This is a genomic window from Microvirgula sp. AG722 (genome assembly GCF_003269145.1).
Classification (GTDB): domain Bacteria; phylum Pseudomonadota; class Gammaproteobacteria; order Burkholderiales; family Aquaspirillaceae; genus Microvirgula; species Microvirgula aerodenitrificans.
In genome coordinates, this window is sequence record NZ_QLTJ01000019.1 from 14,118 (window position 1) to 33,395 (window position 19,278).

General features: G+C 64.2%; 18 protein-coding genes. 16 read left to right on the top strand and 2 right to left on the bottom strand.

The genetic code is table 11. The features are described 5' to 3' along the window. Window positions 1-48: 48 nt before the first annotated feature. Both prfB and DFO50_RS16635 read right to left on the bottom strand, forming a co-directional pair. The gene (prfB, locus tag DFO50_RS16630; protein ID WP_107890268.1) at window positions 49-1,152 is read right to left on the bottom strand and encodes a peptide chain release factor 2; all 1,104 of its coding nucleotides are present in this window, start codon (window positions 1,150-1,152) and stop codon (window positions 49-51) included. A gap of 154 nt (window positions 1,153-1,306) precedes the next feature. Beyond that, window positions 1,307-2,284 carry a malate dehydrogenase gene (locus DFO50_RS16635; RefSeq protein WP_028500682.1) on the bottom strand — a complete coding sequence of 326 codons (978 nt, stop codon included), beginning with the start codon at window positions 2,282-2,284 and terminating at the stop codon, window positions 1,307-1,309. Between the two features lie 264 nt (window positions 2,285-2,548). Here DFO50_RS16635 and DFO50_RS16640 point away from each other — a divergent pair, with 264 nt between their 5' ends. The 16 genes from DFO50_RS16640 to DFO50_RS16715 all read left to right on the top strand — a co-directional run bounded on the left by DFO50_RS16640 (window position 2,549) and on the right by DFO50_RS16715 (window position 19,277). Then, window positions 2,549-3,274 (top strand): GntR family transcriptional regulator, encoded by a 726-nt coding sequence (locus DFO50_RS16640; protein WP_028500681.1) that lies wholly within the window; start codon window positions 2,549-2,551, stop codon window positions 3,272-3,274. A 210-nt stretch (window positions 3,275-3,484) separates the two neighbouring features. Beyond that, on the top strand, window positions 3,485-3,859 hold the full coding sequence (sdhC, locus tag DFO50_RS16645) for a succinate dehydrogenase, cytochrome b556 subunit (protein WP_028500680.1): 375 nt from the start codon (window positions 3,485-3,487) through the stop codon (window positions 3,857-3,859). Further along, entirely contained in the window at window positions 3,856-4,206 is a 351-nt protein-coding gene (sdhD, locus tag DFO50_RS16650; protein ID WP_028500679.1) for a succinate dehydrogenase, hydrophobic membrane anchor protein, read from the top strand. The genes sdhC and sdhD overlap by 4 nt, the downstream gene beginning before the upstream one ends. Continuing rightward, complete coding sequence (gene sdhA, locus DFO50_RS16655; RefSeq protein WP_028500678.1) at window positions 4,206-5,972, top strand: succinate dehydrogenase flavoprotein subunit; 1,767 nt, start codon at window positions 4,206-4,208, stop codon at window positions 5,970-5,972. The genes sdhD and sdhA overlap by 1 nt, the downstream gene beginning before the upstream one ends. Before the next feature lie 13 nt (window positions 5,973-5,985). After that, the gene (locus tag DFO50_RS16660; RefSeq protein ID WP_028500677.1) at window positions 5,986-6,690 is read left to right on the top strand and encodes a succinate dehydrogenase iron-sulfur subunit; all 705 of its coding nucleotides are present in this window, start codon (window positions 5,986-5,988) and stop codon (window positions 6,688-6,690) included. Between the two features lie 3 nt (window positions 6,691-6,693). Next, window positions 6,694-6,942, top strand: coding sequence for a succinate dehydrogenase assembly factor 2 (locus DFO50_RS16665; protein WP_028500676.1), 249 nt, complete (start codon window positions 6,694-6,696; stop codon window positions 6,940-6,942). Window positions 6,943-7,012: 70 nt separating this feature from the next. Next, complete coding sequence (gene gltA / locus DFO50_RS16670) at window positions 7,013-8,302, top strand: citrate synthase (protein ID WP_028500675.1); 1,290 nt, start codon at window positions 7,013-7,015, stop codon at window positions 8,300-8,302. A gap of 159 nt (window positions 8,303-8,461) precedes the next feature. After that, window positions 8,462-11,284, top strand: a complete 2,823-nt coding sequence (locus tag DFO50_RS16675) for a 2-oxoglutarate dehydrogenase E1 component (protein ID WP_028500674.1) — start codon at window positions 8,462-8,464, stop codon at window positions 11,282-11,284. Window positions 11,285-11,384: 100 nt separating this feature from the next. After that, window positions 11,385-12,632: a 2-oxoglutarate dehydrogenase complex dihydrolipoyllysine-residue succinyltransferase gene (odhB, locus tag DFO50_RS16680; RefSeq protein WP_112692886.1), complete on the top strand. Its 1,248-nt coding sequence runs from the start codon at window positions 11,385-11,387 to the stop codon at window positions 12,630-12,632. A gap of 52 nt (window positions 12,633-12,684) precedes the next feature. Beyond that, window positions 12,685-12,870 (top strand): hypothetical protein, encoded by a 186-nt coding sequence (locus DFO50_RS16685; protein WP_028500672.1) that lies wholly within the window; start codon window positions 12,685-12,687, stop codon window positions 12,868-12,870. A gap of 23 nt (window positions 12,871-12,893) precedes the next feature. Further along, window positions 12,894-14,327 (top strand): dihydrolipoyl dehydrogenase, encoded by a 1,434-nt coding sequence (gene lpdA / locus DFO50_RS16690; protein WP_107888683.1) that lies wholly within the window; start codon window positions 12,894-12,896, stop codon window positions 14,325-14,327. Window positions 14,328-14,393: 66 nt separating this feature from the next. Next, window positions 14,394-15,563 (top strand): ADP-forming succinate--CoA ligase subunit beta, encoded by a 1,170-nt coding sequence (gene sucC / locus DFO50_RS16695; RefSeq protein ID WP_028500670.1) that lies wholly within the window; start codon window positions 14,394-14,396, stop codon window positions 15,561-15,563. 27 nt (window positions 15,564-15,590) lie between these two features. Then, window positions 15,591-16,475, top strand: a complete 885-nt coding sequence (gene sucD / locus DFO50_RS16700; protein ID WP_028500669.1) for a succinate--CoA ligase subunit alpha — start codon at window positions 15,591-15,593, stop codon at window positions 16,473-16,475. Between the two features lie 110 nt (window positions 16,476-16,585). Next, window positions 16,586-17,122 (top strand): type II secretion system protein, encoded by a 537-nt coding sequence (locus DFO50_RS16705; protein ID WP_028500668.1) that lies wholly within the window; start codon window positions 16,586-16,588, stop codon window positions 17,120-17,122. 80 nt (window positions 17,123-17,202) lie between these two features. Then, the gene (gene rlmM / locus DFO50_RS16710) at window positions 17,203-18,279 is read left to right on the top strand and encodes a 23S rRNA (cytidine(2498)-2'-O)-methyltransferase RlmM (RefSeq protein WP_107888682.1); all 1,077 of its coding nucleotides are present in this window, start codon (window positions 17,203-17,205) and stop codon (window positions 18,277-18,279) included. An 89-nt stretch (window positions 18,280-18,368) separates the two neighbouring features. Beyond that, window positions 18,369-19,277 carry an ABC transporter ATP-binding protein gene (locus DFO50_RS16715; protein ID WP_028500666.1) on the top strand — a complete coding sequence of 303 codons (909 nt, stop codon included), beginning with the start codon at window positions 18,369-18,371 and terminating at the stop codon, window positions 19,275-19,277. Window position 19,278 lies beyond the last annotated feature (1 nt).

Sequence of the window (19,278 nt, forward strand, 5' to 3'; positions counted from 1 at the left end):
GACATTCAGTCAGCGCGGCCCGGTGTTGGCTATGTGGTTCGGGCGCGCTTACACGCCCTGTTTAAGACTGGCTTCGATAAAGCCGTCGAGGTCGCCATCCATGACGCCCTTGACGTTGCCGACTTCCACCAGCGTGCGCAGGTCCTTGACCCGTGACTGGTCGAACACGTACGAGCGGATCTGGTGGCCCCAGCCCACGTCGGTCTTCGAATCTTCAAGTGCCTGCTTTTCCTCGTTGCGCTTGCGCAGCTCGAATTCGTACAGGCGCGCCTTCAGCATCGACATCGCCTCGGCACGGTTCTTGTGCTGCGAGCGGTCGTTCTGGCACTGGACGACGATATTGGTCGGCAAGTGGGTGATGCGGACGGCGGAGTCGGTCTTGTTGATGTGCTGACCGCCGGCACCGGATGCGCGATAGGTATCGATGCGCAGGTCGGCCGGGTTGATGTCGACTTCGATCGAGTCATCGACTTCCGGGTAGACGAACACGCTGGCAAACGAGGTCTGGCGGCGGTTGTTCGAGTCGAACGGGCTGTTGCGGACCAGGCGGTGGACGCCGCTTTCGGTACGCAGGAAGCCATATGCGTATTCGCCCTCGACCTTCAGCGTGGCGCTCTTCAGGCCGGCGACTTCGCCTTCGGACTCTTCGATCACCTCGACCTTGAAGTCCTTGCGTTCGCAGTAGCGCAGGTACATGCGCTCCAGCATCGATGCCCAGTCCTGTGCCTCGGTGCCGCCGGCGCCCGACTGGATGTCGATAAAGCAGTTGTTCGGGTCCATCTGGTTCGAGAACATGCGGCGGAATTCCAGCAGCTCGATCTTCTTCTCGGCGTCGTCCAGGTCATCGCGGACGGCGAGGATGGTGTCGTCGTCGCCTTCCGCGCGGCCCATCTCGAACAGCTCGCGGCTGTCGGACAGTGTCGACAGGATGCCGTCGACCACCAGCACCACGTCTTCGAGTGCCTTTTTCTCGCGGCCGAGATCCTGCGCGCGCTTGGGATCGTCCCAGATGGTCGGATCCTCCACCAGCCGGCTGACTTCTTCCAGGCGATCCTTCTTGCCGTCGTAGTCGAGGTACTGGCGGATATCGGCGGTGCGGCTCGCGAGGTCGGCGAGCTGGTTGTCGATCAGGTTGAGAACTTCGGCTTCGATCATGGTGCAGTCAGTAGTGGACAGGGTACGACAGGGAATAACTTACCAGTATATCGGAGTCGCGGCTGCGAATGAACAGCGCGCTTGTCGGCAAGCGTCGGAGAAAAACAAAAAAGCGCATCTTGAGATGCGCTTTTCGGGGCTTGCGGTGGAATTACAGCAGGTGGGCGATGCCCGCGCGCTCTTCTTCCAGCTCGGCCAGGGTGAAGTTCAGGCGTTCGCGGCTGAACTCGTCGATTTCCAGACCTTGCACGCGGGTGTATTCACCGTTGGCGCAGGTGACCGGGACGCCGTAGATCACGCCTTCCGGAATGCCGTAGCTGCCGTCCGACGGGATACCCATGGTGACCCACTTGCCGTTGGTGCCCAGCACCCAGTCGCGGATGTGGTCGATGGCGGCGTTGGCGGCCGATGCGGCCGACGACAGACCACGTGCTTCGATGATGGCACCGCCGCGCTTGCCGACGGTCGGCAGGAACACGTCGCGGTTCCAGGCTTCATCGTTGATCAGCGCCTTGACCGACTGGCCGTCGATGGTGGCGAAGCGGTAGTCGGCGTACATCGTCGGGCTGTGGTTGCCCCAGACGGTCAGCTTCTCGATCGAGGCGACGTCCTTGCCGGTCTTGGCAGCGATCTGCGACAGCGCGCGGTTGTGGTCCAGGCGCAGCATGGCGGTGAAGTTCCTGGCCGGCAGGTCCGGGGCCGACTTCATGGCAATGTAGGCGTTGGTGTTGGCCGGGTTGCCGACCACCAGCACGCGCACGTCGCGCGCGGCGACTTCATTCAGCGCCTTGCCCTGCACGGTGAAGATTTCGGCGTTGGCGGTCAGCAGGTCCTTGCGTTCCATGCCCTTGCTGCGCGGACGGGCGCCAACCAGCAGGGCGACTTGTGCGTCCTTGAACGCCACTTTCGGGTCGTCGGTGGCAACCATGCCGGCGAGCAGCGGGAATGCGCAGTCTTCCAGTTCCATCATCACGCCCTTGACGGCGTTCTGGGCTTGCGGGAGGTCGAGCAGTTGCAGGATGACCGGCTGGTCCTTGCCGAGCATTTCGCCCGAGGCGATGCGGAACAACAGGCTGTAACCAATCTGGCCGGCAGCGCCGGTAACGGCGACACGAACGGGGGCTTTCATCTGGGCATTCTCCTTTGCGTTGGATGGTTGCGGTCGTGGCCCGTCGCGACCCGGTGCGGCCTCATGGTCGGGCCGGGCATGCAATACAGCGAATGTTGTACCGGGCGAGGTTCGACGCGCTCTGATGCGCCGCGGAGTTTAGCACGCGACTCGGGCGCTTTAGAACCGCCAATCCCGTGTATAAGCAATCGGTTATCATGTGGTTTTGTGTCTTATATAAGACTTGGGTAGACGGTGGACTGACCCCAAGGTATAACGTCTCCAATGCCTGCCGACCAGCCCAGATTCCAGCCGCTCTACGAGCAGATCCGCCAGCGGATCGTCGAGCGGATCGCGTCCGGCGAATGGCAGGCCGATGCGATGCTGCCGTCCGAGTGGGAACTGGCCGCCGAGTTCGCCGTCAGCCAGGGCACCGCCCGCAAGGCGCTGAACGATCTGACCCGCGACGGCTGGCTGTACCGCCGCCAGGGCCGCGGCACCTTCGTTGCACCCGGCGAGTCCGAGTGGGGTGAGGGCAAGCTGGTCAGTCCCGGGCATTTTGCCGAGCTGGCCGATCCGATGCAGCCGGAACTGCTGTCGGTCGCGCGCGTCCCCTCCGGGGAAGACGTCGCGCGGGCGCTGCAGCTGCGGCGCGGCGCGATGCTGCATCATGTACGCCAGGTGTGGCGCCAGCGTGGGGTCACGCTGGCGGTAGACGAGATTCTGTTGCCGGTCGAGCGTTTTGCCGACCTGGATTCCAGGCGCTTGCGCCTGGCCGGTGGTGGCCTGTATGCGTTACTGGAACGCCAGTACGCCGTCAGGATCCGCCCGCTGCATGTGCAGTACCGCGGCGTGCTGGCCGACCGGGAAGTCCGGACGCTGCTGGCCGCCGAACCCGACGAACCGCTGCTGTCGATGGTGCGGCTCGGCGGGACGGTGGAAGGCGAGCCGGTCGAGTGGCGACAGCGTCTGTTGCGCTCTGCCCGGTGGTCGTGGCAGACGCGTATATGATAGTTTTTGCGCTGCGGCATTCGGGCGTCGTATGACGTTGTCGCTTTTGATAAACTTGTCGATTGCCGAACTGGTGGCACGTCCGCCAGCCTGGCATCAGTCGCCCGCGCCGACGTCCTCACGAGGGGCGGGCAACGGTGCAGCCTGTCGGCGGACGGCCGTCCGTCAAATATGTAAGTGTTAGGTGTCTTGTTTCACAAGGAAGCTTTCATGCAGAAGAAACGACCCAAGCACCTTGACCTGTCGAAGATCACACTGCCCATCGGGGCGAAAGTGTCGATCCTGCACCGGGTCAGTGGTGTTGCCCTGTTCCTCGCCCTCCCGCTTCTGGTGTTCCTCCTTCAGGGTTCCCTGAGTGCCGAAGCATCCTTCGATACGTATCGCGCGATCATTGCCTTTCCGCTGATGAAGCTGATCCTGATCGGCCTGCTGTGGGCATTCCTGCACCACTTCTGTGCCGGCATCCGCTTCCTCCTGTATGACATCCACAAAGGCCAGCAGCTTGCGACCGCGCGTGCGTCCGCCAAGGCCGTGTTCGTCGTCAGCATTGCGCTGACCATCATCCTCGGGGGGATTCTGTGGTGAGCAACACTCGTCTGGTAGTAGGCGCCGGTTACGGCGTGAAGGATTGGCTGGTCCAGCGTCTGACCGCTGCGGTCATGCTGGTCTATGTGGTGCTGTTCGTGCTGGTGCTGCTGGCCGCGCCGTCGTCATATGACGGCTGGAAGGCGCTGTTCTCGCACACCTGGGTGCGCATTCCGACCCAGATCACGTTCATCGCGCTGTTCTGGCACGCCTGGGTCGGCGTCCGTGACCTGTGGATGGACTATGTGAAGCCGGCCGGCACCCGTCTGGCATTGCACGTGCTGACTGCCGTCTGGCTGATCGGCTGTCTGGTGTATTCGTTCGTTGTCGTGTGGGGAATCCAATAATGTCCGTACCTGTCCGTCGTTTTGATGCCGTTATCGTCGGCGCCGGTGGTGCGGGTCTGCGGGCCGCACTGCAACTGTCCGAGGCCGGGCTGAAGACTGCCGTGCTGTCCAAGGTGTTCCCGACCCGTTCCCATACCGTTGCCGCACAGGGTGGTATCTCCGCCTCGCTGGGCAATGTGCAGGAAGACCGCTGGGACTGGCACATGTACGACACCGTCAAGGGGTCTGACTGGCTGGGCGACCAGGACGCGATCGAATTCATGTGCCGCAAGGCGCCGGAAGCCGTGATCGAGCTCGAACACTTCGGCATGCCGTTCGACCGCCTCGAAGACGGCAAGATCTACCAGCGTCCGTTCGGCGGCCACATGGCCGATTTCGGCAAGACGCCGGTGCAGCGTGCCTGTGCCGTCGCCGACCGTACCGGCCACGCCATGCTGCACACGCTGTACCAGCGCAATGTGCGCGCCAACACCCAGTTCTTCGTCGAGTGGATGGCCCTTGACCTGATCCGCGACGCCGATGGCGACGTGGTCGGCGTCACCGCGCTGGAACTGGAAACCGGCGACATCTTCATCATTCACGCCAAGGCCGTGCTGTTCGCCACCGGCGGTGGCGGTCGCATCTACGCCGCGTCGACCAATGCGTTCATCAATACCGGTGACGGGCTGGGCATGACGGCGCGCGCCGGCATCCCGCTGGAAGACATGGAATTCTGGCAGTTCCACCCGACCGGCGTGGCCGGCGCGGGCGTGCTGATCACCGAAGGCGTGCGCGGCGAAGGCGGCATCCTGCTGAACAGCAATGGCGAGCGTTTCATGGAACGTTACGCACCGAACGCCAAGGATCTGGCGAGCCGCGACGTGGTGTCGCGCGCGATGGCCGTGGAAATCTTCGAAGGCCGCGGCTGCGGCAAGAACAAGGACCACGTGCTGCTGAAGCTCGACCACCTCGGCCCCGAGATCATCAATCACCGCCTGCCGGGCATTCGCGAAATCGCGATCAAGTTCGCCGGCGTCGACCCGATCAAGGAACCGATTCCGGTCGTGCCGACCACCCACTACATGATGGGCGGCATTCCGACCAACTATAAGGGCGAAGTCATTTCGCCGCGCGAAGGTGACGACGAGGCCCGCGTCCACGGTTTCTACGCCGCTGGCGAATGCGCGTGCGCGTCAGTCCACGGGGCGAACCGCCTTGGCACCAACTCGCTGCTCGACCTGGTCGTGTTCGGCAAGTCGGCTGGCGAAAGCATGATCGAGTTCATCAAGAACGAACGTCCGGCGCACAAGCCGCTGCCGGAAAACGCAGCCGATTTCTCGCTGGCCCGCGTCAACCGTCTGGAAACGCAGACCGATGGCGAAGACGTCGATGCCGTGCGCCGCGCACTGCAGCAGACCGTCCAGCGTCACGCCGGGGTGTTCCGCACCCAGGACGTGCTGGCAGAGGGCGTGGCCCAGGTTCGCGAAGTCGCCGAACGCGTGAAGCGGATCAAGATCAAGGACACGTCCAAGACCTGGAACACCGCGCGCATGGAAGCGCTGGAGCTGGAAAACCTGATCGAAGTGGCGATGGCCACCATGATCTCGGCCGAAGCCCGCAAGGAATCGCGCGGCGCCCATGCCCGCGACGATTATCCGGAACGCGACGACGCCGAGTGGATGAAGCACACGCTCTACCACCGCGAAGGCCAGAAGCTGACCTACAAGGCCGTGCACACCAAGCCGCTGACGGTCGACTACATCCAGCCGCAAAAGCGCGTCTACTAAGGGAACCGATCAAATGGAAACGATGCGTTTTTCGCTCTATCGCTACAACCCGGAGAAGGACGACAAGCCGTACATGCAGGATTACGTGCTTGAAGTCGATTCCCACGACGTGAAGCTGCTGGATGCGCTGGTCAAGCTGAAGGCCCAGGATGACTCGCTGTCGTTCCGCCGTTCGTGCCGCGAAGGCATCTGCGGCTCGGACGCGATGAACATCAACGGCCGCAACGGTCTGGCCTGCATCACCGACCTGCGCAGCCTGAAGCAGCCGATCACGCTGCGTCCGCTGCCGGGTCTGCCGGTCATTCGCGACCTGATCGTCGACATGACCCAGTTCTTCAAGCAGTACCACTCGATCAAGCCTTACCTGGTCAACGACACGCCGGCGCCGGAACGCGAACGCCTGCAGTCGCCGGAAGACCGCGAGAAGCTCGATGGCCTGTACGAGTGCATCCTGTGCGCCTGTTGCTCGACCTCGTGCCCGTCGTTCTGGTGGAACCCGGACAAGTACGTCGGCCCGGCCGGCCTGCTGGCTGCCTACCGCTTCATCATCGACAGCCGCGATGAAGCCACCAACGCGCGTCTGGATAACCTGAACGACCCGTACCGGCTGTTCCGTTGCCACACCATCATGAACTGCACCGAGGTGTGCCCGAAGGGTCTGAACCCTGCCAAGGCCATTGACAGCATCAAGGGCATGATGGCGATCCGGGCGATCTGACCGATGTCACGCTATGACCGCGAAGCGCGTTCGAAGATCCGCTGGCATTCCCGCCGCGGGCTCCTCGAGCTGGACCTGATTCTCACCCGGTTTCTCGAGCGGGAATTCGACCAGCTCAGCGACGAGCAGATCGACGCCTACGTGCGCGTGCTGGAGCACGGCGAGAACGATTTCCTCGATCTCGTCAACGGCAAGTTCGATCTTGAAGATCCTGACTGCCAGGCCATCGTCGAGCGCTTGCGCCACGGGTGACCGGCCTTGCCGGCCGTCGCAAAGGGATGGCCGGCAAGCGCACAACAAAATACTGAGAGGGAGTAAAGCTGTGGAAACTAATCGCAAAGTCACGCTGAACTACAACGACGGTCAGAGCATCGACCTGCCGGTTCTGGAAGGCAGCCTGGGCCCGGACGTCGTCGACATCCGCACCTTCGGCAAGACCGGCATGTTCACCTTCGACCCGGGCTTCCTGGCCACCGCCAGCTGCGAGTCCAAGATCACCTTCATCGATGGTGACGAAGGCAAGCTCTACTATCGCGGCTACCCGATCGAACAACTGGCGGAAAACTCCGACTACCTCGAAGTCTGCTACCTGCTGATGAACGGCGAACTGCCGACCGCGGAACAGAAGAAGACCTTCGACGGCCTGATCCTGCGCCACGACATGCTGCACGACCAGATCTTCTCGATCTTCAAGGGTTTCCGCCGCGACGCGCACCCGATGGCAGTCATGGTCGGTGTGGTCGGTGCCCTGTCGGCCTTCTACCACGACTCGCTGGACATCAATAACCCGCGTCACCGCGAGATCGCGTCGCACCGCCTGATCGCCAAGATCCCGACCATCGCCGCCCAGGCCTACCGCTACAACAAGGGTCTGCCGTTCTCGTACCCGAAGGCCGGCCTGTCGTATGCGGAAAACTTCCTGCACATGATGTTCTCGACCCCGGTCGAGGAATACAAGGTCAACCCGGTGCTGGCCCGCGCGATGGACCGCATCTTCACGCTGCATGCCGACCACGAGCAGAACGCCTCGACCTCGACCGTCCGCCTGGCCGGTTCGTCGGGCGCCAATCCGTTCGCCTGCATCGCCGCCGGCATCGCCTGCCTGTGGGGCCCGTCGCACGGCGGCGCCAATGAAGCCGTGCTGAAGATGCTGGACGAAATCGGCGATGTCGAAAACGTCCCGGCGTTCATGGAAGGCGTGAAGAACAAGACCCACAAGCTGATGGGCTTCGGTCACCGCGTGTACAAGAACATGGACCCGCGCGCCGACATCATGCGCAGCACCTGCTACGAAGTGCTGAACGAACTCGGCCTGCACAACGACCCGCAGTTCAAGCTGGCCATGGCGCTGGAAAAGATCGCCCTGGAAGACCCGTACTTCGTCGAACGCAAGCTGTACCCGAACGTCGACTTCTACTCGGGCATCGTGCTGTCGGCCATCGGCATCCCGGTGTCGATGTTCACCCCGATCTTCGCCCTGGCCCGCACCGTCGGCTGGATCAGCCACTGGGCGGAAATGATTTCCGATCCGGGCATGAAGATCGGTCGTCCGCGTCAGCTGTACACCGGCGCGCCGCGTCGCGACTACGTGCCTGTCACCGAACGCAAGTAACGTTCCGTCAACCCTGACGTCAGGCGGCGGAGGCCCGTCCTCCGCCGCCCTGCCCGAAGCGCCGCCAGACAAGAGCGCTGTGACGTTGACGGGGCCCCATGCGTCAAGCTCACATTGCTTTTTTTGCTGCAAGCAGAACATTCATAAGGTCGCTACATCATGATGCAAGCTGCCATCGGTCAGTCCTACCTGTTCGGCGGTAACGCGCCGTTCGTCGAGGAACTGTACGAACAGTATCTGAACGATCCGTCCTCGGTCACCGCCGAGTGGCGCGATTATTTCGACAAGCTCCAGGCCGCGGACAGCGGTGCGCGCGACGTGCCGCACCTGCCGATCCAGGAGTCGTTCATCCAGCTCGCCCGCTCGCCGCGCGTCTTCGCCAGCAAGCCGGCCGAAGCCACCTGGGAAGCGATGCAGAAGCAGGTGTCGGTGCTGAAGCTGATCACCGCCTACCGCGTGCTTGGCGCGCGCTGGGCGACGCTGGATCCGCTCAAGCGCATGGACACCTCGCCGGTGCCCGAACTCGACCCGGCCTATCACGGCCTGACCGATGCCGACATGGCCGCCGTGTTCAACACCGGTTCCTTTGTCGGTCTGTCGCAGGGCTCGCTGTCCGAGATCCTCGGCACGCTGAAACAGACTTACTGCGGCAATATCGGCCTCGAGTACATGCACATCATGGACAGCGAGCAGAAGCGCTGGGTGCAGAACTACTTCGAGGGCAGCCGCTCGACGCCGCGCTATGACGCCGACGCCCGCCGCCGCATCCTCAAGCAGGTTACCGCAGCCGAAACGCTGGAACGCTACCTGCATACCAAGTACGTCGGCCAGAAGCGCTTCTCGCTCGAAGGCGGCGAAAGCATGATCGCCGCACTGGATCACCTGATCCAGAACGCGACCCGCTTCGGCGTCAAGGAACTGATCGTCGGCATGGCCCACCGCGGCCGTCTGAACGTGCTGGTCAATACCCTGGGCAAGCTGCCGCGCGACCTGTTCGCCGAATTCGAAGGCAAGCCGTCGGTCGAACTGCCGTCCGGCGACGTCAAGTACCACATGGGCTTCTCGGCCGACATCCCGACCCAGACCGGTCCGATGCACGTGTCGCTGGCGTTCAACCCGTCGCACCTGGAAATCGTCAACCCGGTGGTCGAAGGCTCGGTGCGCGCGCGCCAGCAACGCCGCAAGGACAACGACCGCAAGGAAGTCGTGCCGGTGCTGATCCACGGCGATGCCGCCTTCGGCGGTCTCGGCGTGAACCAGGGCACGTTCAACCTGTCCGGCACCCGTGGCTATGGCACGGGCGGTACCGTCCACCTGGTGGTCAACAACCAGGTCGGCTTCACCACGTCGGACACCCGCGACATGCGCTCGACGCTGTACGCGACCGACATCGCCAAGATGGTCGACGCGCCGATCCTGCACGTGAACGGCGACGATCCGGAAGCCGTCTGCTTCGTGATGCAGGCCGCGCTCGAATTCCGCATGACGTTCAAGCGCGATGTCGTCATCGACATGGTCTGCTTCCGCAAGCTGGGTCACAACGAAGGTGACGACCCGATGCTGACGCAGCCGATGATGTACAAGAAGATCGCCAAGCACCCGGGCGTGCGTGCACGCTACGTTGAGCGGCTGATTGCCGACGGCGTGGTCACCGCCGCCGATGCGGACCAGCTGATCGCCAACTACCGCGCCGCGCTGGACAAGGGCGAGCACGTCGAACAGACCGTGCTGTCGAACTACACCCGCGACCACAAGCTCGACTGGACGCCGTTCATGGGCACCCACTGGGCGCATCCGACCGAAACGGCACTGCCGCTGTCGGACCTGCAGCGCCTCAGCGAGAAGCTGACCACGCTGCCGGAAGGCTTCAAGCCGCACCCGACCGTGGCCAAGCTGCTGACCGCCCGCAAGGCGATGGCGGCCGGCGAACAGCCGTTCGACTGGGGCATGGCCGAGACGCTGGCCTATGCCGGTCTGGTCGAACTCGGCTACGGCGTGCGCCTGTCGGGCGAAGACTCGGGCCGCGGCACGTTCAGCCACCGCCATGCAGTGCTGCACGACCAGAACCGCGAACGCTGGGATGCCGGCGCCTATGTGCCGCTGCGCAACCTGTCGGATAACCAGGCCGACTTCCTGGTCATCGACTCGATCCTGAACGAAGAAGCCGTGCTGGCCTACGAGTATGGCTATGCCTGCTCGTCGCCGAACGAGCTGATTATCTGGGAAGCCCAGTTCGGCGACTTCGCCAACGGCGCCCAGGTGGCCATCGACCAGTTCATCGTGTCGGGCGAAACCAAGTGGGGCCGTCTGTGCGGCCTGACCATGATCCTGCCGCACGGCTACGACGGCCAGGGCCCGGAACACAGCTCGGCCCGCGTCGAGCGCTACCTGCAGCTGTGCGCCGAGCACAACATCCAGGTGGTGATGCCGTCGACCGCCGCGCAGATGTTCCACCTGCTGCGTCGCCAGATGCTGCGTCCGTACCGCAAGCCGCTGGTCATCTGCCTGTCCAAGCGCCTGCTGCGCTACAAGGAATCGATGAGCCCGCTCACCGACTTCACCGACGGCGCATTCAAGCCGGTGATCGGCGAAGCCGAGCTGCAGGAGCCGAAGAAGGTCAAGCGCGTGCTGCTGTGCGCCGGCCAGGTGTACTACGACCTGCTGAACGCCCGCCGCGAGCGCGACATCAAGGACATCGCCATCGTCCGCGTCGAACAGCTGTATCCGTTCCCGACCGAGCAACTGGCGGCCGAACTGGCCCGTTTCCCGTCCGCCCGCGAAGTGATGTGGGTGCAGGAAGAGCCGAAGAACCAGGGTGCGTGGTACCAGATCCGCCACCGCCTGGAAGCGCAGATCGGTCCGAAACAGACGCTGTCGTTCGCCGGCCGTCCGTCGTCGGCCTCGCCGGCCGTCGGCTACATGAGCAAGCACATTGCCCAGCTCAAGGCCTTCATCGACGAAGCCATGACGCTCGGCAAGTAACAAGCCGTTCAACGAGGAGACGCCCATGCTGTGCGCGCAGCATGGGCAAACATGCAGGAACACGAGGTGGCGCGAGCCGCCGCGCACTGGAGCCCAAAACATGCTGATCGAAGTCAAAGTCCCGCAACTGCCGGAATCGGTGTCGGAAGCGACCCTGGTAACCTGGCACAAAAAGCCCGGCGAATACGTCAACCGTGACGAAAACCTGATCGACCTGGAAACCGACAAGGTCGTACTGGAACTGCCGGCGCCGCAAGCCGGGGTGATTGTCGAGATCGTCGAGCAGGATGGCGCGACCGTGACCAGCGGGCAACTGATCGCCCGGATCGACCCGACCGCCCAGGCCGGCGCAGCCGCGCCTGCCGCCTCGGCCGTGACGGCTGCCGTGTCGCCGGTCGCTACCGCCGCAACGCCGGAAGCCGCCGCCGTGATCGCGTCGGCGCAAGCCGGCCACAACCAGGTCATGGCCATGCCGGCCGCCAGGAAACTGGCCGCCGAAACCGGCGTCGACCTGACCGCCGTCAAGGGCTCGGGCCGTGATGGCCGCGTGCTGAAGGAAGACGTGCAGAACGCGAAGGCCGCGCCGGCCGCCGCTGCCGCCCGCCCGGCTGCTCCGAGCCCGGTCAATGTCGCCGCCCTGCTTGGCGAGCGTCCGGAACAGCGCGTGGCGATGAGCCGCCTGCGCCAGCGCGTCGCCGAACGCCTGCTGGAATCGCAACAGACCAACGCCATCCTCACCACCTTCAACGAAGTGAACATGAAGCCGGTGATGGATCTGCGCGCGCAGTACAAGGACCGCTTCGAGAAGGCGCACGGCGTCAAGCTCGGCTTCATGGGCTTCTTCGTCAAGGCCGTGGTGCATGCGCTGAAGAAGTACCCGATCGTGAACGCATCGGTGGACGGTACCGACATCGTCTATCACGGCTACTTCGACATCGGCGTTGCTGTCGGCAGCCCGCGCGGTCTGGTCGTGCCGATCATCCGCAATGCCGACCAGCTGAGCCTGGCCGATATCGAACGCCAGATCGCCGACTTCGGCAAGCGTGCCCAGGAAGGCAAGCTGACGATGGAAGAACTGACCGGCGGCACCTACACCATCTCGAACGGCGGCACCTTCGGTTCGATGATGTCGACCCCGATCATCAACCCGCCGCAAGCCGCCATCCTCGGCATGCACGCGACGCGTGAACGCGCGATGGTCGAAAACGGCCAGGTCGTGGTCCGCCCGATGATGTATCTGGCCCAGTCCTATGACCACCGCATCATCGACGGCCGCGAAGCCGTCCTGAGTCTGGTTGCGGTCAAGGATGCGATCGAGGATCCGGCACGCCTGCTGCTGGATCTGTAAACTTCGGTGCTTTCGCGGGGCTTCGGCCCCGCTGTCACGGAAGGGCATTGCAATGAACAACCAGTTTTACGGTATCGCTTTCATCGCCGGCGGCATCGGCATCCTCGCACTGCGCTACGCGGCGTGGAAACGCGGCCGCAAGGAACGCGACCTGTTCACCTCGCTCGGCGCCATTGTCGTCGGGCTGATGGTGATCGGGTTCGGCGTGCTGATGCTGATGGTTCCTGCGCATGCCTGACCGCAGCTCATAACGGAGATTCCATGAGCCAACAATTCGACGTCGTCGTCATCGGTGGCGGCCCCGGCGGGTATGTCGCCGCCATCCGTGCCGCGCAGCTCGGCTTCAACACCGCCTGCGTTGATGCATTCAAGAACCCGGAAGGCAAGCCGAGTCTCGGCGGCACCTGCCTGAACGTCGGCTGCATCCCGTCCAAGGCGCTGCTGCAGTCGTCGGAAAACTACCACGCGGTCCAGCATGACTTTGCCGCCCACGGCATCAGCGTCTCCGGCGCGAAGATGGACGTCGGCACCATGCTGAAGCGCAAGGAAGGCATCATCGGCAAGAACGCCGGCGGCATCGCCTTCCTGTTCAAGAAGAACAAGGTCGCCAACGTGCACGGCCTGGGCGCGCTGAAGGGCCGCACGGGCGAGCGCTGGGTGATCGAGGTGACCGACAACGGCGCCGTGGTCGACACGCTGGAAGCCACCCACGTGATCCTGGCGACCGGTTCCACCCCGCGTCCGCTGCCGGGCGTCGCCATCGACAACAACCTGGTGCTCGACAATGCCGGCGCGCTGGCACTGACCGCGACGCCGAAGCGTCTGGGCGTGATCGGCTCCGGCGTGATCGGTCTGGAAATGGGCAGTGTGTGGAAGCGCCTTGGCGCCGAGGTGACCATCCTCGAAGCCATGCCGACCTTCCTCGCCGCCGCCGACCAGCAGATCGCCAAGGAAGCGTTCAAGACGCTGACCCGCGACACCGGCCTCGACATCCAGCTCGGCGTGAAGATCGGCGAGATCAAGACCGGCAAGAAGTCGGTCACGGTCGCCTACGAGATCAACGGCGAGAAGAAGAGTGCCGAGTTCGACAAGCTGATCGTGTCGATCGGCCGCCTGCCGAACACCGCCGGCCTCGGTGCCGAAGCGGTCGGCCTGCAGATCGACGAGCGCGGCTTTGTCGTGGTCGACGACAACTGCCACACCAACCTGCCGAACATGTGGGCGGTCGGTGACGTGGTGCGCGGTCCGATGCTGGCGCACAAGGCCAGCGAAGAAGGTGTGGCGGTCGCCGAGCGCATCGCCGGCCAGAAACCGCATATTGATTTCAACGCGATTCCGTGGGTGATCTACACTTCGCCGGAAATCGCCTGGGTCGGCAAGACCGAAGAGCAGTTGAAAAAAGACGGCATCGAATACAAGAAGGGCACGTCCGGCTTCGCCGCCAATGGTCGTGCGCTGGGTCTGGGCATGGCTGCCGGCACCGTCAAGGTGCTGGCCGATGCGAAGACCGACCGTATTCTCGGCGTGCACATCATCGGCCCGTTCGCCAGCGAGCTGATTGCCGAAGCCGTCGTGGCCATGGAGTTCGCGGCGTCGAGCGAGGATATCGCCCGCATCGTCCACGCGCATCCGAGCCTGAGTGAAGTGCTGCACGAGGCATGCCTCGCCGCCGACAAGCGCGCGCTGCATGGCTGATTGACACGGTCGCCCGGATGCCCGGGCGACCGATAGACGAATTTCCTACCTGCAAGGGAAACACGAATGAACCTGCACGAATACCAAGCAAAAGCGCTGCTGGCCAAGTACGGCCTGCCGGTGCAACAGGGCGTGCTCGCCGCAACGCCGGAAGAAGCCGCTGTCGCCTTTGATCAGCTCGGAGGCAAATTCGCCGTCATCAAGGCGCAAGTGCATGCCGGCGGTCGCGGCAAGGCCGGTGGCGTCAAGGTGGTGAAGAGCCGCGAGGAAGCGGCCGATATCGCCCGCGGCCTGATCGGCACCAACCTGGTCACCTACCAGACCGACGCCAATGGCCAGCCGGTCAACTCGGTGCTGGTGTGCGAAGACATGTACCCGGTCCAGCGCGAGCTGTACCTGGGCGCCGTGGTCGACCGTTCGAGCCGTCGCGTGACCTTCATGGCCTCGACCGAAGGTGGCGTCGAAATCGAAGAAGTCGCCCACAACACCCCGGAAAAAATCCTCAAGGTCACGGTCGACCCGCTGGTTGGCCTGCTGCCGTTCCAGGCACGTGAAGTGGCGTTCGCCCTTGGCCTCGAAGGCAAGCAGATCAACGAATTCGCCAGACTGATGACCGGCGCGTACAACGCCTTCGTCGAAAACGACTTCGCGCTGTTCGAGATCAACCCGCTGGCGATCCGCGGCGACGGCAGCCTGTGCTGCGTCGACGCCAAGGTCGGCATCGACTCCAACGCGCTGTACCGCCTGCCGGAAGTCGCCGCACTGCGCGACAAGTCGCAGGAAAACGAGCGTGAACTGAAGGCGTCCGAGTTCGACCTGAACTACGTCGCGCTGGAAGGCAACATCGGCTGCATGGTGAACGGCGCCGGCCTGGCGATGGCCACCATGGACATCATCAAGCTGTACGGCGGCCAGCCGGCCAACTTCCTCGACGTCGGCGGCGGCGCCACCAAGGACCGCGTGATCGAAGCGTTCAAGCTGATCCTGGCCGACCCGTCGGTGCAGGGCGTGCTGATCAACATCTTCGGCGGCATCGTGCGTTGCGACATGATCGCCGAAGCCATCATCGCCGCGGTCAAGGAAGTCAACGTGACGGTGCCGGTCGTGGTTCGCCTCGAAGGCAACAACGCCGAACTGGGTGCCAGGCTGCTGAACGAGTCCGGCCTGAAGCTGACCTCGGCCCAGGGCCTCGCCGACGCCGCGCAGAAGATCGTCGCCGCCGTCCAGGCCGCGTAACCCAGCACAGAAAATCAGGAGTCAACCATGAGTGTATTGGTCAACAAAGACACCAAAGTGCTGGTGCAGGGCTTTACCGGCAAGAACGGCACTTTCCACTCCGAGCAGGCGCTGGCCTACGGCACCAAGGTCGTCGGCGGCGTGACCCCGGGCAAGGGCGGCAGCCAGCACCTCGGCCTGCCGGTGTTCAATACCATGAAGGACGCCGTGCGCGAGACCCAGGCTGACGCCTCGGTCATCTACGTGCCGGCGCCGTTCGTGCTGGATTCGATCATCGAAGCCGTCGATGCCGGCGTGAAGCTGATCGTCACCATCACCGAAGGCGTGCCGACACTGGACATGCTGAAGGTCAAGCGCTACGTCGAAGCCAGCGGCGCACGACTGATCGGCCCGAACTGCCCCGGCATCATCACCCCGGGCGAATGCAAGATCGGCATCATGCCGGGACACATTCACCTGCCGGGCAAGATCGGCATCGTGTCGCGTTCGGGCACGCTGACCTATGAAGCCGTGGCGCAGACCACCGTCACCGGCCTCGGCCAGTCGACCTGCATCGGCATCGGTGGCGACCCGATCCCGGGTACCAGCCACATCGACGCGCTGGAACTGTTCCAGAACGACCCGCAGACCGAAGCGATCATCATGATCGGCGAAATCGGCGGCACCGCCGAAGAAGAAGCTGCCGAATACGCGAAGTCCAACGTGACCAAGCCGATCGTCGGTTACATCGCCGGCGTGACGGCGCCGAAGGGCAAGCGCATGGGCCACGCCGGTGCGATCATCTCCGGTGGCAAGGGCACGGCGGAAGAAAAGTTCGCCGCGTTCGAGAAGGCCGGCATCCGCTACACCCGCAGCCCGGCAGAACTTGGCTCGACCATGGTCGCGCTGCTGAAGGAAAAGGGCATGCTGTAAGCAGCTCCTGATTCCCGTTGGTAAAAACGCCACGCTTCCGCGTGGCGTTTTTTGTTTTCGTCCCGTTGGCGTGTAGCGTGGCCCGGTGGTCAATGGGAGGGAGAACGGCGATGAAGCAGCAGGGGTTCACCCTGATCGAACTGGCCATTGCGCTGGCCGTGGTCGGGCTGATTATCGGCATGGGCTTCAAGGGTCGCGACCTGATCGACAGCACCCGCGTGCGCAGCATGCAGGCGCAGGTGCTGCGCATCGGCACGGCGCTGCAGGTCTATCGGGAGAAGTACGACCGCCTGCCCGGCGATGGCTGCGATGAGAGCATGAAGTGCCAGGGCGGCAACGGGCTGCTCGATGCGGATGAGGCCAGACGGGCGTGGACTGCCCTGGCCAGCAGCGGCATCCTCAACCTGTCCGAGCGCAATGCGGCACCGGGCGGGCAGTGGGTGCTGCGCCCGGCCGATGGCGAGCTGTGGCTGGATCTGGCGGTCGACCGGCGCTTCGCCTGCCAGCTGGACCGGCTGATGGATGATGGCGGGTCGACGACCGGGCTGGTGCAGCATCGGGGTGACGGCGCCACCGGCTGGAGGGTGGCAGATGACTGCTGGGCACTGGCCAGACAGGGCACGGTGACCGCCCGCGTCATGCCGTGATCGTGCCGGCGACAGCAAAGGGCTTTGACATCCGCGCGCCGGACCGTTAAAACACCGGCCTTCTTTCCGAGGTCGCCGTCATGTCCGCACCCGCAGTCCGTTATCTGTTGCAAACCCGCGCCGGTTTCGAGCGCGACGCCTGGCAGGAAGTCGAGCCGTGGCTGCTCGAACGCGGCGTCGAGACCCGGCTGGCCGAACTGGTCGAACAGGGCGGTTTCCTGCTGGTCGACGCGGCCGACAGCCAGCCGGCGCTGAACTGGAGCACGCTGGCCTTTACCCGTCAGCTGTGCCGGGTGGTGGCCGATGTCGAACTGGGCGAGCGTGACCGGCTGACGCCGCTGCTGGCTGCGCTGCGCAGCCGCGGCACGCCGTTCGGCTCGGTATGGCTCGAGGTACCGGATACCAATGACGGCAAGTCGCTGTCCGGCTTTACCCGCAAATTCCAGCCGCTGCTGGAAGAAGGCCTGACCGCCGCCGGCCTGCTCGATGCCGGTTCGCGCCGGCGCCTGCATGTGTACTTCCCGCACAAGGGGCGGGCGATTCTCGGCGTCAGCCAGGGGGACGAGGCGGCGCCGTGGCCGATGGGCATCCTGCGGCTGCGGATGCCGGCCGAGGCGCCGAGCCGCTCGACACTGAAGCTGGCGGAAGCGTTCGAGGTATTCCTTGGCCGCGATGGTCAGCGCGACCGGCTGAAGGAGGGCATGACCGCCGTCGATCTCGGCGCGGCGCCCGGCGGCTGGACCTGGCAATTGATCCGGCGCGGGATCAAGACCTATGCGATCGACAATGGGCCGATGAAGGGCGCCTGCGATGGACACCCGCTGGTCAAGCACCTGCGTGCGGACGGCTTCCGCTACCGGCCGCAGCATCCGGTCGACTGGCTGGTCTGCGACATGGTCGAACAGCCGGCCCGGGTGTCGGACCTGATTGCTGCCTGGTTCGTCGGCGGCCTGACCCGGCAGGCAATCTTCAACCTGAAGCTGCCGATGAAGAAGCGGGCACTGGCGCTGCGCGACGCGCTCGACCGGATTGGCGACGCGCTCGACGCGGCGGAAATCCGCCATACCGTCGCGGTCAAGCAGCTGTACCACGATCGCGAGGAAGTCACGGTCTACCTGGCGCGGGTCGGCGGGAAAACGCGCGGCAAGCGCGGCTGACCGACGGCAGGGGCGGCCGGTGGTGGATGCACGGGCGCCGGGGATAACTTGCGATATACTCACGCCTTTTTCCGCCCTTGCAATCCGCCATGCCGGCCATCGAAATCCAGTCCGTCAGCAAGACCTACGGCAAATTCACCGCACTCGACGACGTCAGCCTGACGATCGGCGAAGGGGAATTCTTCGCCCTGCTCGGTCCCAACGGGGCCGGCAAGACCACGCTGATCTCCTGTCTGTCGGGTATTGCCCGCCCGACGCGCGGCACGATCAGCGTCATGGGCCACGATGTGGTCCGCGACTACCGCAAGGCGCGGCGCGCGCTGGGCGTGGTGCCGCAGGAACTGGTGTTCGACCCGTTCTTCAATGTGCGTGAAACCCTGGTATTCCAGTCCGGCTATTTCGGTCTGAAGCACAACGACGCATGGATCGACGAAATTCTCGACAAGCTTGGCCTGACCGACAAGGCCGACGCCAACATGCGCGCGCTGTCCGGCGGGATGAAGCGGCGGGTCATGGTCGCGCAGGCGCTGGTGCACCGGCCGCCGGTCATCGTGCTGGACGAGCCGACTGCAGGTGTCGACGTTGAATTGCGCCAGAGCCTGTGGGCCTTCGTCCAGTCGCTGAACAGTGCCGGCCACACCATCGTGCTGACCACCCATTACCTGGAAGAAGCCCAGGAGCTGTGCGGTCGCATCGCCATGCTGAAAGCCGGCCGGATCATCGCACTTGAGGACAAGGACCGGCTGCTGGCGCGCGAGGACGAACGGCGGGTCACACTGCGGCTGCTGCCGGCGCCGGAACGCCTGCCCGACATGCTGCGCCCGCTGGTGGTGACGCGCGAAAACGACGACGTCACGCTGCGGCTGCCCGACTACGCGTCGCTGGAGCAGGTGCTGGCCGCGCTGCGCATCGAAGGCATCAAGGTACAGGGGCTGTTCTCGCGGGAAACCGATCTCGAGGATATTTTCGTCAAGATGATGCACGCTCAGGGGGTGTGAC

Excerpts from the sequence above, each read along its gene's own strand:
- DFO50_RS16675 (WP_028500674.1), top strand. The coding sequence starts at position 8,462 with ATGATGCAAGCTGCCATCGGTCAGTCCTACCTGTTCGGCGGTAACGCG.
- DFO50_RS16705 (WP_028500668.1), top strand. The coding sequence starts at position 16,586 with ATGAAGCAGCAGGGGTTCACCCTGATCGAACTGGCCATTGCGCTGGCC.
- DFO50_RS16715 (WP_028500666.1), top strand. The coding sequence starts at position 18,369 with ATGCCGGCCATCGAAATCCAGTCCGTCAGCAAGACCTACGGCAAATTC.
- DFO50_RS16640 (WP_028500681.1), top strand. The coding sequence starts at position 2,549 with ATGCCTGCCGACCAGCCCAGATTCCAGCCGCTCTACGAGCAGATCCGC.
- odhB (WP_112692886.1), top strand. The coding sequence starts at position 11,385 with ATGCTGATCGAAGTCAAAGTCCCGCAACTGCCGGAATCGGTGTCGGAA.
- DFO50_RS16660 (WP_028500677.1), top strand. The coding sequence starts at position 5,986 with ATGGAAACGATGCGTTTTTCGCTCTATCGCTACAACCCGGAGAAGGAC.
- DFO50_RS16635 (WP_028500682.1), bottom strand. The coding sequence starts at position 2,284 with ATGAAAGCCCCCGTTCGTGTCGCCGTTACCGGCGCTGCCGGCCAGATT.
- rlmM (WP_107888682.1), top strand. The coding sequence starts at position 17,203 with ATGTCCGCACCCGCAGTCCGTTATCTGTTGCAAACCCGCGCCGGTTTC.
- sdhC (WP_028500680.1), top strand. The coding sequence starts at position 3,485 with ATGCAGAAGAAACGACCCAAGCACCTTGACCTGTCGAAGATCACACTG.
- sucC (WP_028500670.1), top strand. The coding sequence starts at position 14,394 with ATGAACCTGCACGAATACCAAGCAAAAGCGCTGCTGGCCAAGTACGGC.
- DFO50_RS16665 (WP_028500676.1), top strand. The coding sequence starts at position 6,694 with ATGTCACGCTATGACCGCGAAGCGCGTTCGAAGATCCGCTGGCATTCC.
- DFO50_RS16685 (WP_028500672.1), top strand. The coding sequence starts at position 12,685 with ATGAACAACCAGTTTTACGGTATCGCTTTCATCGCCGGCGGCATCGGC.
- sdhA (WP_028500678.1), top strand. The coding sequence starts at position 4,206 with ATGTCCGTACCTGTCCGTCGTTTTGATGCCGTTATCGTCGGCGCCGGT.
- lpdA (WP_107888683.1), top strand. The coding sequence starts at position 12,894 with ATGAGCCAACAATTCGACGTCGTCGTCATCGGTGGCGGCCCCGGCGGG.
- sucD (WP_028500669.1), top strand. The coding sequence starts at position 15,591 with ATGAGTGTATTGGTCAACAAAGACACCAAAGTGCTGGTGCAGGGCTTT.